This window comes from Tabrizicola sp., from assembly GCF_034366665.1.
Classification (GTDB): Bacteria; Pseudomonadota; Alphaproteobacteria; order Rhodobacterales; family Rhodobacteraceae; genus Tabrizicola.
Genome location: NZ_JAXMMF010000041.1, coordinates 1 through 15,330 on the forward strand (window position 1 = coordinate 1; position 15,330 = coordinate 15,330).

Genomic DNA, 15,330 nt, shown 5'->3' on the forward strand with positions numbered 1-15,330 from the left:
CTTGTGCGTCGTGGTGGTGGCGACATGGGCGTGCGGGAAGGGGCTGGGGTAGAGGCCCGCCGCGACGAGGCCCGCGAAGTGCGCCATGTCGACGAGGAGGTAGGCGCCGACCGAATCCGCAATCTCGCGCATTTTCGCGAAGTCGATGATGCGCGGGATGGCCGAGCCGCCGGCGATGATCATCTTCGGCTTGTGCTCGGTCGCCAAGGCCTGGACCTGGTCGTAGTCCAGCGTCAGGTCCTGCTTGCGGACCCCGTATTGCACGGCGTGGAACCATTTGCCGGACTGGTTCGGCGCGGCGCCGTGGGTCAGGTGGCCACCGGCGTCGAGGCTCATGCCCAGGATGGTGTCGCCGGGCTTCAGCAGCGCCTGGAAGACCCCCTGGTTCGCCTGAGAGCCCGAGTTCGGCTGCACGTTGGCGAAGCCGCAGTTGAACAGTTGCTTCGCGCGGTCGATGGCCAGGTTTTCCGCGATATCAACGTATTGGCAGCCGCCGTAGTAGCGCTTGCCGGGGTAGCCTTCGGCATATTTGTTGGTCATCACGGACCCCTGCGCCTCCATCACGGCGCGGGAGACGATGTTTTCCGAGGCGATCAGCTCGATCTCGTGGCGCTGGCGGCCAAGTTCCTGGGTCACGGCCCCGAACAGCTCGGGGTCGCGCGAGGACAGGGGTTCGGTGAAAAAACCGGTGTCGCGGTGGGAAGCGTTCATCGTTCTGCCCTCAATGTGGTGACGTTTGCGGCGGTGAATTTTGCGGCTATGTAGAGCAGTCGCGGGCATGGGGAAAGGCAGGAATGCGACCTCTTCAGCAACCCTCGCGAAATAAAGCGACGCCGCGGAAAGCGGTGCCGCCAAAAGGAAACCCGTGCGGGCTTGAGTTTGCCGGACGACCCGGCCAAGACTGGCGCAAAGGGGACCCCCAGACATGGCACAGCGGATCCGGTTCACGGCCTCGAAGGCTCCGGCGGCGGTGGCGGCGTTTCAGGCGCTGACGGCGGCCTATGGGCAGGCGGACGGGCGGCGGGCCGACATCATCGTGGCGCTGGGCGGCGACGGGTTCATGCTGCAGACCCTGCATGCGGCGCACGGGCAGCGGCTGCCGGTCTACGGGATGAACTGCGGCACGATCGGCTTTCTGATGAACGCCTATGCGCTGGAGGACCTGCCCGCGCGGCTGGCGGCGGCGGAAGTGACGCTGATCAATCCGTTGGTGATGCGGGCCGAGAATGCAAAGGGCCGGGTCACCGAGGCGCAGGCGATCAACGAAGTCTCGTTGCTGCGCCAGGGGCCGCAGGCGGCGAAGCTGCGGGTCAGCATCGATGGGCGCGTGCGGCTGGAGGAGCTGGTCTGCGATGGCGCGCTGGTGGCGACGCCGGCAGGGTCGACGGCCTACAACTATTCGGCGCACGGGCCGATCCTGCCCATCGGGTCGGACGTGCTGGCGCTGACGGCGATGTCGGCCTTCCGGCCGCGGCGCTGGCGGGGGGCCTTGTTGCCCCGGTCGGCGGTGGTGCGGTTCGACGTGATCGAGGGCGAAAAGCGGCCGGTGATGGCGGATGCCGACAGCCGGTCCTCGGTGCGCGACGTGACCAGCGTCGAGGTGCGGTCGGATGAAAGTGTCAGCCACCGGCTGCTGTTTGATCCCGGCCACGGGCTTGAGGAACGGCTGATCGGCGAGCAGTTCGTCTGACGGCGGCTCCTCGTGCGACTTCGTCTTCTCGTCGCGGCGCAGCGACGAGTGACGAAGTCATCGAGGAGCGGTCAGCTGGCGCGGGCGTTCCAGGCTTCGATCTTGCGGTAAAGCGTCGAGGGCGAGACGTCCAGCACCCGGGCGGCCTTGGGGATCGAGCCGCCGTGCAGCGCCAAGGTCGCCTCGATCAGGCGGCGTTCCGCTTCGGCCAGGGGCAGACCGATCAGACTGTCGAGGGCCAGCGCATCGGGTGTGGCCAGGGCCAGGGGTTGCGGTTCAGCCGGACGGCTTTCGTCGGCAAGGCCGGGGGGCAGCATGTCGGGCGTGACCCAGCCACCCGGGTTCAGGACGACGACGTTGCGCATGACGTTCAGAAGCTGGCGCACGTTGCCAGGCCAGGGCAGCGACAGCATCAGGTTGCGCACCGCAGGGTCAAGACCGTGGAACTCGCGCCCTTCTTCCTGGGCGAAGCGGGACAGGGCGGCCTCGGCGATTTCCAGGATGTCCTGGCCGCGGTCGCGCAAGGGCGGCATGTGGATCGGGACGACGTAGAGGCGGTAATACAGGTCCTCGCGGAAGTGGCCGCGGCGGACGGCGTCCAGGGGGTCGCGGTTGGTGGCGCAGACGATGCGGACGTTGACCTTGCGGGGGCGGGTCGCGCCAACGGGCTGGACGGTCGAGGTTTGCAGGAACCGCAAGAGTTTGGTCTGCAGGGCGGGGGCCATCTCACAGATTTCGTCCAGGAACAGCGTGCCGCCGTCGGCCGCCGTCGCCGCACCCTGCTTGTCGGAAATGGCCCCCGTGAAGCTGCCCTTCATGTGGCCGAAGACTTCCGACTCCAGCAGGTCCTGCGGGATCGCACCGCAGTTCAGCGCGATGAAGGGGCCTGTGGCGCGGTTGGAGTTGGCGTGGACGGCCAGCGCGCAAAGCTCTTTCCCGGTGCCGCTTTCGCCGGTGATGAAGACGGTCGCCATCGAGCGCGCGACCGAATTGATCGTGCCGTGGATGCGGTTCATCGCCTCGGACGAGCCGATGAAGCCCGAACCGTCGGCGATCTGGCTGGCGTCCCGGCTGCGGGTGGCCGAGGCGGCGGGGTCGGCGGGTTTCACCGCATCGCGGGGGCCAGCCTCGGACAGGGCGTTCTGCACTGCGGACAGAAGCCGCCCCTCGTCGAAGGGTTTGACCAGGAAGTCGTGCGCCCCGGCGCGCATCGCCTCGACCGCGCGGTTGACCGAGCCGTTGGCGGTGATCGCGATCACGCGCGTCTCGGGCTGGATCGACTGGATTTCCTGCATCACCTCCAGCCCGTCGCGGTCTGGCAGCATCAGGTCCAGCAGCACGACCATCGGCCGGTGGGTGCGGAACTGGTCCAGCCCCTCGGCGGCGGTGGCGGCGACGGCGACGCGGTGGCCCGAGGTGGCAAGGATCGACCGGTAGACCATCTGCAGCGACAGCGTGTCCTCGACCAGAAGGACGGCGGGGCGCGAAAGCGGGGTGGGCGACTTCATTCGGCACCTCCGGTCGGGGCGCGGGTGGCGCGGATCAGGCGGATCAGGGCGGAAAGCTCGGCCTCCAGCGGGGGCATCAGGGCAACCAGAGCGTCCCGGTTCTGGGCATGGGCAAGGGCGTTCAGGTTTTCCGACATCACCTGAAGCGACAGCGCGCCCACCGAGCCGGACAGCGAGATCAGCACATGGCTGCCTTCGCGCAGGCGCTTCCAGTCGGCGGTCCTGGCCCCCGTGGCAAGCGTCTCGGCGGTGGACGTCAGGTCTTCGGTCAGGCGGGCCAGAAGTTCGGGGCCAAGCGAGGGGCCGGTGATCTGCAGAAGGTGGGCCAGCCGGGTCGGGTCAAAATCGGCAATGCCAAGCACGGCGGTCGCGCGGGGCTGCGACAGGCGATTGGCGGCTTCCTCGATCAGGGCCAGGTCGGCCTGATCGTCAGAGGTGGTCAGGTGCGGCTGCAACGCCTGGATTGCCCGGCGCAAGCCGAGAAGAGCCCCGGCGCGGGGGTCGGTGGTGGTCGAATCGGAACGGGTCATGCGGTGCAAGCTGACAGCAATCTTTGCATAATGCAAAGATTGCTTCAGCACGCGCCGCCTGTCCAGTAGCGCGTCAGCCCTTGGCGAGGCCGAGGCTTTTCAGCGCCGCCGTGATCTCGTCCAGGATAGCCGGGTCGTCGATGGTGGCGGGCATCTTCCAGGCCTGGCCGTCGGCGATCTTGACCATCGTCCCGCGCAGGATCTTGCCGGATCGGGTCTTGGGCAGGCGGTCCACTACGACAGCGCGCTTGAAGTCGGCGACGGGGCCGATCTGGTCACGGACCAGCTGCACGCATTCCTTCACCACATCGGCATGGGGCCGGTCGGACCCCTTGTTCAGGCAGAGAAAGCCCAGCGGTGACTGGCCCTTCAGGTCGTCCGCCACGCCGATCACCGCACATTCGGCGACGTCCTTGTGGGCGGCCAGAACCTCTTCCATCGCGCCGGTGCTCAGGCGGTGGCCCGCGACGTTGATCACGTCATCGGTGCGAGCCATGATGTAGAGATAGCCGTCCGCATCGACATAGCCCGCGTCTCCGGTCTCGTAATAGCCGGGGAAGTGGCTGAGGTAGCTTTTCCTGAAGCGGTCCTCGGCGTTCCACAGCGTCGGCAGAGTGCCGGGGGGGAGCGGCAGCCTGACCGCGATGGCGCCCAGCGTGCCGGGGCTGACCGGGTGGCCGCCTTCGTCCAGAACCTGCACATCGAAGCCGGGCATGGGCACGGATGGGCTGCCGATCTTCACCGGCAGATGTTCGATGCCCAAGGGGTTCGCGGCGATGGCATAGCCGGTTTCGGTCTGCCACCAGTGGTCAATGACGGGCACGTTCAGGTGGCGCTGCGCCCAGTGGATCGTGTCGGGGTCGGCGCGCTCTCCCGCCAGGTAAAGCGCCTGGAGGGTTGGGAGCGGCGGGACCATTTTCCCGTCCGGATCGTCACGCTTGATGGCGCGAAGCGCTGTGGGCGCGGTGAAGAAGCTGCGCACCTTGTGTTCGTTGATCACGCGCCAGAAGGCGGCGGCGTCGGGGGTGCCGACGGGTTTGCCCTCGTAGACGATGGTGGTGCAGCCCGCGATAAGCGGGGCGTAGCAGATGTAGCTGTGGCCGACGACCCAACCCACGTCGCTGGCGGCCCAGAAGACATCCCCCGCGCCGCAGTTGTAGATCGCGCGCATGGTCCAGTTCAGCGCCACCAGATGCCCGGCGGTGGGGCGGACGACGCCCTTAGGCGCGCCCGTGGTGCCCGAGGTATACAGGATATAGGCCGGGTGGTTGCCTTCCACCGGCACGCAGTCGGCGGGGGTGACGCCGTACTGGAACTCATGCCAGGCGTGGTCGCGGCCGGGGATCAGTTTCGCCACCTCCTGCTCGCGCTGGAAGATCACGCAGAAGTCGGGCTTGTGGGTGGCCTGGTCGATGGCGGCGTCGAGGAGCGGCTTGTAGTGGACGACGCGGCTGGGTTCGATGCCGCAGCTGGCGGCGATGATGGCTTTGGGGGTGCAGTCGTCGATGCGGACGGCAAGCTCATGCGCGGCAAAGCCACCGAAGACGACAGAGTGGATCGCGCCAAGCCGGGCGCAGGCCAGCATCGCCTCCAGCGCTTCGGGGACCATCGGCATGTAGATGATGACGCGGTCGCCCTTGGTGATGCCCTTGGCTTTCAGCGCGCCGGCAAGGCGGGAGACGCGGTCCTGCAGCTCGGCGTAGGTGATGACGTGGCGGGTCGCCGTGACCGGGCTGTCATGGATGATCGCGGGCTGTTTGCCGCGCCCGGCGATGACGTGGCGGTCGACGGCGTTCCAGCAGGTGTTGACCTGGGCGTCGGTGAACCATTCGTAAAGCGGCGCGCGGCTGTCATCCAGCGCCTTCGAGGGCTTCTTCACCCAGTCGATGCCCCCGGCGGCGGAAAGCCAGAACCCCTCGGGGTCCTGCTGCCACTGGCCGTATACCTGTGCGTAGCTCATCGCGATCTCCCCCCGCTGATGCACTGGTGCGGTGGTATGCGATGGAATGCCGGTTGCGCAACGGTGTTACCGGTAGCAGAGTGCGGCAGATTTGCAGAATTTGCGGATTCGACCGGGTTTAATTTGCAAAGTCGCTGAATCGTGCGGCGCTGGCGTCCGAATTGGACAGGGTTTGCAAAGCGATCACAGATAGGCGAGTCGCAAGCCGCCCCAGGGCCTGCCCCGAACGATGATCGGCGCCGAGACGTCTATCATGATCCGGAAATCCCCGCCGCCCATGTCGCGCCGGTAGACCTGCAGCAGGAAGGGCTCGGTATTGCGACCGGCCTTCAGGCCGACGCGGTCCGCAAAGATGCGGCGGTTGCGGCAGTTGGCGGCGTTCCAGACCGGGTCGCGGCCCTGCGGTTTCGAGAACTTGGCGTTGTGCGTGGGCAGGTAGCCGTTGCGATCCACGGCAGCACAGAAGACCACGCGGTCCGAAAGATGCAATGCGGCCTCTTGCACCTGGGGGAAGAGACGGTCGGCAAGCGCGGTGAAGGGCGCGATGACCTGGGCGGGGTCGCTGCCAGCAATGGGGCGGTAATCGGTGCTGAAAAGATCGGCCTCGGAGATGTCGCCGCGGTCAAGCGCCGTCTCCAGAAGCTGGGACAGATGGGCCGCATCGGTCATGACCTGATTGATGAAGGCCTGCTCGCTGCTGGCCGCACCCAGGGCGACGGCGTGCTGGACGATCAGTTCGGACGTGTCGATCAGTTCCAGCGAACGAGAGCCTAGGTGGGCGATGTCGCTGGCCCGCTGGCGCAGGTTCGTCTCAAGTGTGCGGACTTCGGGCGCATAGGCTGAAACCGCATCGCGCACCCGCGCGGTCGCCGCGCCGATCGAACCGGCGACCGAGTCGAGCGCGGCCATTCCCTGCTGGATGTCCGCCAGCGCAAGATCCACGTCCTGCGAACTGGCCACGACACGTTCGGCGTCGGCCATGACCTCAACTGCCCCGTCGGCAAAACTTTCCGCATCGCTGCGCACCCGGGCCAGACTTTGCCCGATCCCGCCGGCCGCCGTGCTGGTGTCGCGCGCAAGCGTGCCGATCGCCTCGGCGATGACCGAGAAACCGGCCCCCGAGGGACCAGCGCGCGCCGCTTCGATCCGGGCGTTAAGCGCAAGGATGTTCACCTCACGCGCGATGTGGGTGATCAGCGCCAGATCCTTTTCGGTCGCGGCCAGCGACTCCATGAAGTTGGCCATCCAGCCCCGGACGCCCGCGACCCAGCGGGTGATTCGCACGGTCTGTTCACGCGACGCCTGCATGGTTGCGACCGAGGTGTCGCTCACCCGGCGCGCCGAGACAGACGCGTCGATCATGGTCTGCGACGCCGCCTGCATCTGGCCGGTTTCCTCCAGAACCCGATCCAGCCCGCGGCCAAGAACGGTCAACCGGCCCTGTTCCGCCTTCGCGCTTTTGTCCAGATCCTCAAGGTAGCCGGCGATGTCGACAGCCGAGAGGCCGACTTTGCCCGCAGCCGCCGCGACGGCATTCAGTTGACGCCAGTCGGCGCGGCGTTCTTCCGCTGGTGCAGCACCGGAGAACACATTCTTCGGGGCAAAGGTCATGGACGCTCCATCGGTTGGGTGCGCACAGCTTTGCCGAAAGCTCTGAAGGCTGGGTTAACGCCTGTCTGACCCGGACCGAAAAACGCCCGTCACGGCGCGCTGGCGCCTTCGTCCCGGCGGAAACTCGGGCCGATGAGGGCGCGGACAAGAAGGCCGATTGCTGCGCCAAGCAGAATGAAAAGCGCCGTGCTGCGGGCAAGAACAAGCCAGCCGTAGGGGGTCAGGATGCCGTCGATCTCGCGGACGAAATCGCCTCCGCCAAGCTGGAAATGGAACGTTGGGTCATTGTATGCCCTCAGTCCGTTCAGCCGCCCGATCACGATTGAAATGACCGCGAGAATAGCCGCGACGCCTGCGCCACCAAGCGCCGCTCGGACCCAGGTGACCGGGCGCGCCATGACCCGCCGGATGATCGGTCCGCCGATGAGCCACGTCGACAGAAACGCAATCGGCAGCCCGATCGCCGCGAAGAGCGGCACGTAAAAGAGAAGCTGACTGAGGTTGGCCGTATGCAACTCTGCAACCGTCACGCCGGTCCAGCCCGAAAGGGCCGCAAGGATGATGGCCTTGCGGCGGTCCTTGTCGGAGTAGGGCGCGCTTTCCCTAGCCATAATGCGCGACGGGCGTCCCCGCGATGGCGGACATGTTCAGCAACCCCCGCGCGGTGATGGCGGGGGTGACGACGTGGGCCTTGTTGCCCATGCCCATCAGGATCGGCCCGACCTCAAGGCCCCCCGCCTTGACCTTCAGGATGTTGCGCACGCCCGAGGCGACCTCGGACGAGGCAAAGACCAGCACGTTCGCCCCGCCTTCGTAGCGCGACCCCGGCAGCAGGCGGTCGCGGATTGACTGATCCAGGGCCGCGTCGATGTTCATCTCGCCTTCGTAGGCAAAGTCGGGTTCGCGCTGGTCCAGCATCTCCAGCGCGTCGCGCATCCTGCGGGCAGAGGCGGTGTCCATGTTGCCGAACTGCGACTGGGTGCAAAGAGCGATCTTGGGGGCCAGACCGAAGCGGCGGACGTGGCGGGCGGCGCCGATGACCGTCTCCATGATCTGCTGCGGGCTGGGCTCGGGGTGGACATGGGTGTCGGCGATGAAGAGGGGGCCGTCTTCCAGGATCATCAGCGACAGGGCCGCGACGGGGTGCAGACCGCCGCGCGCCAGGATCTGGCGGACATAGCCCAGGTGCCAGTTGAACTGGCCGAAGGTGCCGCAGATCATGCTGTCGGCCTCATCCCGGTGGACCATGATCGCGGCGATGGCGGTGGTGTTCGTCCGCATCACGGCGCGGGCGGTGTCGGGGGTGACGCCGCGCCGGGCCATCAGCTCGTGATAGGTGCCCCAGTAGTCGCGGTAGCGGTGGTCGTTTTCCGGGTTCACCAGATGGAAGTCGCGGCCCGGACGGATCGGCAGGCCAAAGCGTTCGCAGCGCGCCTCGACGACTTCGGGGCGGCCGATCAGGATCGGCTGGTCGTTGGTTTCTTCCAGCATCGCGTTGGCGGCGCGCAGGACGCGTTCATCCTCGCCTTCCGCAAAGACGATGCGGCGGGCGGCCATCTTCGAGGCCTCGAAGACCGGGCGCATCAGAAGGGCGGACTTGAAGACCGACCCGTCAAGGCCCCGCTTGTAGGCGTCAAGGTCCTCTAGCGGGCGGGTGGCGACGCCGGTTTCCATCGCGGCCTTGGCGACGGCGGAAGCGACGACACCGATCAGACGCGGGTCGAAGGGTTTGGGGATCAGGTAGTCGGGGCCGAAGGACAGCGTCTCGCCCCGGTAGGCGGCGGCGGCTTCGGCTGACGTGGTGGCGCGGGCGAGGGCGGCGATGCCTTCGATGCAGGCGATCTTCATCTCGTCGTTGATGGTGGTCGCGCCGACGTCCAGCGCGCCGCGGAAGATGAAGGGAAAGCAGAGGACGTTGTTGACCTGGTTCGGGAAGTCCGACCGCCCGGTGGCGATGATCGCGCCGGGCGCGACCTTGCGGGCATCGTCGGGCAGGATTTCGGGGGTGGGGTTGGCCAGCGCGAAGATGATCGGGTTCGGGGCCATCGTCTGGACCATCGCCGGGGTCAGGACGCCGGGGCCGGAGAGGCCAAGGAAGAGGTCCGCGTTTACGATGACATCAGCGAGCGTGGCGGGCTGGTCGCCTTGGGCGAAGGCGGCCTTCTGCTGGGTCATCTGCTCGGCCCGGCCGTGGTAGACGAGGCCTTCAAGGTCGCAGAGCCAGACGTTTTCGCGTTTGACGCCCAGCTTCACCAGCATTTCCAGGCAGGCGATGCCGGCAGCGCCGCCGCCGGTGGAGACGACCTTGATGTTGCCGAAGGTCTTGCCCGCGACGATCATCGCGTTGGTCGCCGCCGCGCCGACGACGATGGCGGTGCCGTGCTGGTCGTCGTGGAAGACCGGGATGTTCATCCGCTCGCGGCACAGCTTTTCGACGATGAAGCAGTCGGGGGCCTTGATGTCTTCGAGGTTCACCGCGCCAAAGGTCGGCTCCAGCGCGCAGACGATGTCCGCCAGCTTGACCGGGTCGGGTTCGTTCACCTCGATGTCGAAGCAGTCGATGTTGGCGAATTTCTTGAAGAGGACGGCTTTGCCTTCCATGACGGGCTTCGAGGCCAGCGCGCCGATGTTGCCAAGGCCAAGGACGGCGGTGCCGTTCGAGATCACGGCGACGAGGTTGCCTTTGGAGGTGTAGCGGCTGGCCGTGGCGGGGTCGGCCTTGATCTCCAGGCAGGCTTCGGCGACGCCGGGGGAATAGGCGCGGGACAGGTCGCGGCCGTTGGCGAGGGGTTTCGTCGCGCGGATTTCCAGTTTTCCGGGCTTTGGAAACTCATGGTAGTCCAGCGCCGCCTGCCGTGCCGCCTGTTTCGCCTCGTCCTGCCGGTCGTCCATCTGTCCCCTCCTGCAAGATGGTTTAACGTTGAACCATCTTTCCTGAAGCCGGTTGTGTTGGCATTGGCCCGGCCTTCCGATGCCACCATGCCTGCATTTGCGGGTTATGGAAATCAACGAAATCCCGCAAGCGCTTTTCGGCTTTGCAAGCAAGTGCGGCCTCTTCCCGGGATGAAAGTATACTGAAATCGCCACATTTTGCCAGATTTCGCAGCTTTCGCTGGACTTGTGGTGCTAACAGTATACTTTTCTTGTCGATGTCACGCACCAGTCACCGCACACGTATCCATGAGGACCTGCGCCTGCGCCTTCTGCGTGGTGAGGTGGGGCCGGATGTGCGGCTGGTGGATCATGCGATTGCCGCCGAGATGGGCGTCAGCCGGATGCCGGTGCGCGAGGCGCTGATGCAGCTGGTCAGCGAGGGGTATCTGGAAAGCACCAGCCGGGGGTTTGCGCTGCCGAACCTGTCGCCCGAGCGGATGGCCGAGGTTTTTACCCTGCGGCGTCTGTTGGAACCCTATGCCGTGGCCTGTGTCGCCCGCGACCGAACCGAAGCTGACCTGACTGCGATGCAGGCCGCGCTGACGGTGGCCGTGGCGGCGGAAGGGGACGTGGCGGGCTTCCATCGCGGCTCGGAAGCGTTCCGCAATGCGTGGCTGGTGGCGGTTCGGAACCATGAACTGCGCCACGCGATCCAGCGCTATTCGGGCCAGGTCCAGTCAGTGCGCTTTGCGACCCTGCCGGACCCGGAGGCCCGCCGCACGATCATTGCGGGGCTGCAGGCCCTGCTTTCCGCTGTCGAGGTGCAGGACGGCCCCAGCGCCTCGGACCTGATGCTGCGCTTCATCTACGACGCCGAAACCGCCTACCACCGCATTGCCTGAGGAGAGACCATGACCCAAGAGATCCGCGCCGAGATCCGGCTGCCGACGCAAGAGCTGCGGGATGACCTGCCGTTCTACACCAAGACGCTGGGCTTCCGGCTGGACATGATCTTCCCCGCCGACAACCCCTCGGTCGCCGTCCTGTCCGGGCATGGCGTGCGGCTGCGGATCGAGAAGGGAGCGGCAGAGGCCCCCGGGACGCTGCGCATCCTGACGGATGATCCGGGCTTTGCCGGGGGCGCGAAGTCCCTGGTCGCGCCGAACGGGACGAAGGTGGAGGTGGACGAGCTGAACCCCCCGGTCATCACGCCGACGACCGAACATGCCTTCGTCGTGCGCAGGCTGGCGGACCAGGCGCCCTGGGTGATCGGGCGGGCGGGGATGGAGTATCGCGACCTCATCCCGACGCGCCTGGGCGGCGCGATGATCGCCAGCCACATCCGGGTGCCGGACGGGCCGGTGCCGGACATGGTGCATTACCACAAGGTGGGCTTCCAGCTGATCTTCTGCGTCGCGGGCTGGGTGGATGTTCTTTATGAAGATCAAGGCGGTATCCGCCGCATCCATGCCGGGGACTGCTTCATCCAGCCGCCGGGCATCCGCCACAAGGTGCTGCACTCCGAAGGCGTACAGGTGGTGGAGATCGGCGTCCCGGCCGAGCATGTGACCGAGATCGACCACGAGATGACCCTGCCCACGCCGCACTACCGGCCCGAGCGGGAGTGGGAGGGGCAGCGCTTCGTGCACGACATCGGCAAGGAGGGGGTGTTCAAGCCGTTCCGCATCCCGGGCTTCGAGGCGCGGGATACCGGCATCCTGACGGCGACGAAGGGTGTAGCCTCGGTCATGGTGGCGCGGCCGGTGGGTGAGGCGCCCTGGACGGTGCATGACGGCGACATCCTTTTCACCTTTGTCATGACCGGCGGGATGACGCTGGAGGGTGAGGGGAAGGACCCGTTCCGGCTGTCCCCGGGCGATGCCTTCGTGATCCCGCCGGGCATGGCGACGCGGTATGCCGAGGCGACGGAGGACCTGGAGCTGCTGGAAGTGACGCTGCCGGGCAATCCGGCGACGCGGGTGGTGTAATGCCTCCTCGTGCGCCTTCGGCTTCTCGTCGGGAGGGCGCGAGGAGGAGACGAAGTCGAACGAGGAGCATACCCGGCTTGCGGAAATCGGCGGGGGGCTCCACACTCTGACCAAATGGTCAGGGAGAGTGCGATGACGCTTCTGAAGGCAGCAACGGCGGTCAGAGAGCGGGCCTATGCCCCCTATTCGCGCTTCAAGGTCGGCGCGGCGTTGCGGTCCACCAGCGGAGCCGTGCATGTCGGTTGCAATGTCGAGAACGTGGCTTACCCCGAGGGGACTTGCGCCGAGGCCGGGGCCATCGCGGCGATGATTGCCGCCGGGGATACACGGATTGCCGAGGTCTGCGTCATTGCCGACAGCCCCGAACCTGTGCCGCCCTGCGGCGGGTGCCGACAGAAGATTGCCGAGTTCGCGGGGCAGGACGTGAAGGTCACGCTCTGCACCACGGACGGCAAAGAGAAGGTGATGACCGTGGCCGACCTCCTGCCCGGCGTCTTCACCGCCGCGCATATGGACCGCACGTGACCGACGCGCGGGCCATCATCGCCAAGGTGCGGGACGGGGCGCAGCCCTCGACCGATGACCTGCGCTGGTTCGCCGCGGGCCTCGCCTCGGGTGCCGTCACGGATGCGCAGGCGGGGGCTTTCGCGATGGCGGTGCTGCTGAAAGGCCTGTCCGAAGAGGGGCGTGTGGCCCTGACGCGCGGGATGCGCGACAGCGGCAAGGTGCTGGAATGGGATCTGCCTGGCCCGGTGGTGGACAAGCATTCGACGGGTGGGATCGGCGATTGCACCTCGCTTCTGCTGGCCCCGGCGCTGGCGGTTTGCGGGGCTTACGTCCCGATGATCTCGGGGCGCGGGCTGGGGCATACAGGGGGGACGCTGGACAAACTGGAGGCGATTCCGGGGTTCCGGACGGGCCTCAGCGAGGCCGCCCTGCGCAAGCAGATGGTCGACGTGAAATGCGCCATCGTGGCGGCCTCGGCGGATTTGGCCCCTGCGGACCGGCGGCTTTATGCGATCCGCGATGTCTCGGCGACGGTGGAGTCGATTGACCTGATCACCGCCTCGATCCTGTCCAAGAAGCTGGCGGCGGGGCTGGAGGCGCTGGTGCTGGACGTGAAGTGCGGGTCGGGGGCCTTCATGAAGACCCCGGAGCAGGCGGAAGCCCTGGCGCAGTCACTGGTCAAGACGGCGCAGGGGGCGGGGTGCATGACCTCGGCGCTGATCACCGATATGTCGCAGCCGCTGGCGACGGCGGCAGGCAATGCGCTGGAGGTGATCGAGGTGATGGAGACGCTGACCGGGACCTCGGTCAACGCGGCGCTGTGGGACGTGACGGTGGCCCTGGGGGGCGAAGTGCTGGCGCTGGCGGGGCTGGCGTCGGACGCCAAGGACGGCGAGGGGCGGATCGCGCAGGCGCTGGAATCGGGTGCGGCGGCCGAATGTTTCGGGCGGATGGTCGTGGCCCAGGGGGGGCCTGCGGATTTCGTCGATCGCTGGCCGGACCGCCTGCCATCGGCCCCGGTGATGATGGAGGTGCCTGCGCTGGAGGACGGCTTTGTCGGGCGGATCGACGGTGAGGCCCTGGGGCTGGCCGTCGTGCACCTGGGGGGCGGACGGCAGCGGGAAGGCGACCGGGTGAACCCCTCGGTAGGCCTGTCGGACCTGGCGGGGATCGGCGAGGAGACGGGGGCGGGGGTGCCTTTGGCGATGGTTCATGCGGTGACGGAAGACGCTGGCCGCGCGGCGGTCGCGGCGGTGCAGGCGGCCTATGCGATTGTGTCCGAGCTGCCTGACGAGCCGCTTTTGGTGCAGAAGAGGATCGGGTGATGGCCGGGGTGCAGGGGCGGGCGTTTCTGATCGTGATGGATTCGGTCGGTTGTGGCGGCGCGCCGGATGCCGAGGCCTTCGGCGATGCCGGGTCGAACACGCTTGGCCACATCGCGGCGGCCTGCGCCGAGGGGCGGGCAGAGGTCGGGCGGTCAGGGCCGTTGAAGATGCCGAACCTCGACCGGCTTGGCCTGGGGGCGGCGATCCGGCTGGCTTCGGGGGCTTTGACGCCGGGGTTGGACGCGCGGCCCGAGGGGCTGTGGGGGGCTGCGACCGAGGTGTCGCGGGGCAAGGATACTCCGTCGGGGCATTGGGAGCTGGCGGGGGTGCCGGTGCCTTGGGACTGGACCTATTTCCCCGACACAGTGCCCGCGTTCCCGGACGACATCGTGGCCGAGGTCTGCCGTCTGGCGGGGACCGGGGGCATCCTGGGCAACTGCCATGCCTCGGGCGTTCCGATCATTGCCGAGCATTGCGAGGAACACCTGCGGACCGGCTGGCCGATCTGTTACACCTCCGCCGACAGCGTCTTCCAGATCGCAGCACACGAAGAGGCGTTCGGGCTGGAGCGGTTGCTGCAGCTCTGCAAGGACCTGGCGCCCATGCTGCATGCGCGGAAGGTGGGACGCGTCATCGCGCGGCCGTTCACGGGCGGGCCTGGGAATTTCAAGCGGACGTCGAACCGCAAGGATTTTGCCATCGCTCCGCCCTCGCCGACCCTGCTGGACTGGGTTTCCGGCGCGGAGCGGGCAACGCACGGGATCGGCAAGATCGGCGACATCTTTTCCATGCGGGGGATCGGGACCCTGCACAAGGGCAAGTCCGACGCAGATCTTTTCGAACATCTGGTGCGTTTGGGGGCAGAGGCTGAACCAGGCAGCTTGACCTTTGCGAACTTCGTGGAATTCGATACCCTCTATGGTCATCCCCGCGATGTCGCGGGCTATGCCCGGGCGCTGGAGTGGTTCGACGCAGGACTGCCCCGGTTCTTTGCGCAGTTGCGCCCGGGGGATCTGGCGATCTTCACCGCGGATCATGGCAATGACCCGACCTTCCGGGGAACGGAACATACCCGGGAACGGGTGCCGGTGGTGGGCTGGGGTCTTGGGTTGCGCGAGGTGGGCTTGTGCGGATTCGTGGACGTGGGGGCCTCGGTGGCCGCGCATCTTGGGGTGGCGACCCAGGGGCCGGGGCGGAGTTTCCGGTGACCACCCCCGGGGGCGCTTCGCCCCCCGGACCCCCAAAGGATATTTGCACCAGTATGAAATCAGGGAGCGTTGCGTGGACGGATTACCGAAGGTGGAGTTGCATCTGCATCTGGAAGGGGCGGCTCCGCC

At 67.0% G+C, this 15,330-nt stretch carries 13 protein-coding genes; 6 read left to right on the forward strand and 7 right to left on the reverse strand.

The window, feature by feature from the left end; translation table 11 throughout:
• A partial coding sequence (locus tag U1E69_RS05570) for a serine hydroxymethyltransferase (protein WP_322243379.1) occupies positions 1-711 on the reverse strand: 711 nt, incomplete at its 3' end.
• Positions 712-925: 214 nt separating this feature from the next.
• Here U1E69_RS05570 and U1E69_RS05575 point away from each other — a divergent pair.
• Positions 926-1,690 (forward strand): NAD kinase, encoded by a 765-nt coding sequence (locus tag U1E69_RS05575; RefSeq protein ID WP_322243380.1) that lies wholly within the window; start codon positions 926-928, stop codon positions 1,688-1,690.
• Between the two features lie 71 nt (positions 1,691-1,761).
• Here U1E69_RS05575 and U1E69_RS05580 read toward each other — a convergent pair whose 3' ends face one another.
• From U1E69_RS05580 to U1E69_RS05605, 6 genes are all read right to left on the reverse strand, one after another.
• Positions 1,762-3,198 (reverse strand): sigma-54 dependent transcriptional regulator, encoded by a 1,437-nt coding sequence (locus tag U1E69_RS05580; RefSeq protein ID WP_322243381.1) that lies wholly within the window; start codon positions 3,196-3,198, stop codon positions 1,762-1,764.
• Complete coding sequence (locus U1E69_RS05585; protein WP_322243382.1) at positions 3,195-3,728, reverse strand: hypothetical protein; 534 nt, start codon at positions 3,726-3,728, stop codon at positions 3,195-3,197. The genes U1E69_RS05580 and U1E69_RS05585 overlap by 4 nt, the downstream gene beginning before the upstream one ends.
• Before the next feature lie 73 nt (positions 3,729-3,801).
• Complete coding sequence (locus tag U1E69_RS05590; protein ID WP_322243383.1) at positions 3,802-5,688, reverse strand: propionyl-CoA synthetase; 1,887 nt, start codon at positions 5,686-5,688, stop codon at positions 3,802-3,804.
• Positions 5,689-5,871: 183 nt separating this feature from the next.
• Positions 5,872-7,299, reverse strand: coding sequence for a methyl-accepting chemotaxis protein (locus U1E69_RS05595; RefSeq protein WP_322243384.1), 1,428 nt, complete (start codon positions 7,297-7,299; stop codon positions 5,872-5,874).
• Between the two features lie 89 nt (positions 7,300-7,388).
• The gene (locus U1E69_RS05600; RefSeq protein WP_322243385.1) at positions 7,389-7,910 is read right to left on the reverse strand and encodes a hypothetical protein; all 522 of its coding nucleotides are present in this window, start codon (positions 7,908-7,910) and stop codon (positions 7,389-7,391) included.
• Positions 7,903-10,191 (reverse strand): NADP-dependent malic enzyme, encoded by a 2,289-nt coding sequence (locus U1E69_RS05605; protein WP_322243386.1) that lies wholly within the window; start codon positions 10,189-10,191, stop codon positions 7,903-7,905. Before U1E69_RS05605 ends, U1E69_RS05600 begins: the two co-directional genes overlap by 8 nt.
• A gap of 257 nt (positions 10,192-10,448) precedes the next feature.
• Between U1E69_RS05605 and U1E69_RS05610 the strand changes: the two genes are divergently transcribed.
• From U1E69_RS05610 to U1E69_RS05630, 5 genes are all read left to right on the forward strand, one after another.
• Positions 10,449-11,075, forward strand: a complete 627-nt coding sequence (locus U1E69_RS05610; protein WP_322243387.1) for a GntR family transcriptional regulator — start codon at positions 10,449-10,451, stop codon at positions 11,073-11,075.
• 9 nt (positions 11,076-11,084) lie between these two features.
• A complete protein-coding gene (locus U1E69_RS05615) occupies positions 11,085-12,161 on the forward strand; it encodes a cupin domain-containing protein (protein WP_322243388.1) in 1,077 nt (358 codons plus the stop codon).
• 114 nt (positions 12,162-12,275) lie between these two features.
• On the forward strand, positions 12,276-12,686 hold the full coding sequence (locus tag U1E69_RS05620) for a cytidine deaminase (RefSeq protein WP_322243389.1): 411 nt from the start codon (positions 12,276-12,278) through the stop codon (positions 12,684-12,686).
• Entirely contained in the window at positions 12,683-13,993 is a 1,311-nt protein-coding gene (locus U1E69_RS05625; RefSeq protein WP_322243390.1) for a thymidine phosphorylase, read from the forward strand. The genes U1E69_RS05620 and U1E69_RS05625 overlap by 4 nt, the downstream gene beginning before the upstream one ends.
• A complete protein-coding gene (locus U1E69_RS05630; protein WP_322243391.1) occupies positions 13,993-15,201 on the forward strand; it encodes a phosphopentomutase in 1,209 nt (402 codons plus the stop codon). The genes U1E69_RS05625 and U1E69_RS05630 overlap by 1 nt, the downstream gene beginning before the upstream one ends.
• Positions 15,202-15,330 lie beyond the last annotated feature (129 nt).

Coding starts and splice junctions, on each gene's coding strand:
- U1E69_RS05580 (WP_322243381.1), bottom strand. CDS start 3,198: ATGAAGTCGCCCACCCCGCTTTCGCGCCCCGCCGTCCTTCTGGTCGAG.
- U1E69_RS05575 (WP_322243380.1), top strand. CDS start 926: ATGGCACAGCGGATCCGGTTCACGGCCTCGAAGGCTCCGGCGGCGGTG.
- U1E69_RS05615 (WP_322243388.1), top strand. CDS start 11,085: ATGACCCAAGAGATCCGCGCCGAGATCCGGCTGCCGACGCAAGAGCTG.
- U1E69_RS05595 (WP_322243384.1), bottom strand. CDS start 7,299: ATGACCTTTGCCCCGAAGAATGTGTTCTCCGGTGCTGCACCAGCGGAA.
- U1E69_RS05630 (WP_322243391.1), top strand. CDS start 13,993: ATGGCCGGGGTGCAGGGGCGGGCGTTTCTGATCGTGATGGATTCGGTC.
- U1E69_RS05610 (WP_322243387.1), top strand. CDS start 10,449: ATGTCACGCACCAGTCACCGCACACGTATCCATGAGGACCTGCGCCTG.
- U1E69_RS05600 (WP_322243385.1), bottom strand. CDS start 7,910: ATGGCTAGGGAAAGCGCGCCCTACTCCGACAAGGACCGCCGCAAGGCC.
- U1E69_RS05620 (WP_322243389.1), top strand. CDS start 12,276: ATGGTCAGGGAGAGTGCGATGACGCTTCTGAAGGCAGCAACGGCGGTC.
- U1E69_RS05585 (WP_322243382.1), bottom strand. CDS start 3,728: ATGACCCGTTCCGATTCGACCACCACCGACCCCCGCGCCGGGGCTCTT.
- U1E69_RS05605 (WP_322243386.1), bottom strand. CDS start 10,191: ATGGACGACCGGCAGGACGAGGCGAAACAGGCGGCACGGCAGGCGGCG.
- U1E69_RS05590 (WP_322243383.1), bottom strand. CDS start 5,688: ATGAGCTACGCACAGGTATACGGCCAGTGGCAGCAGGACCCCGAGGGG.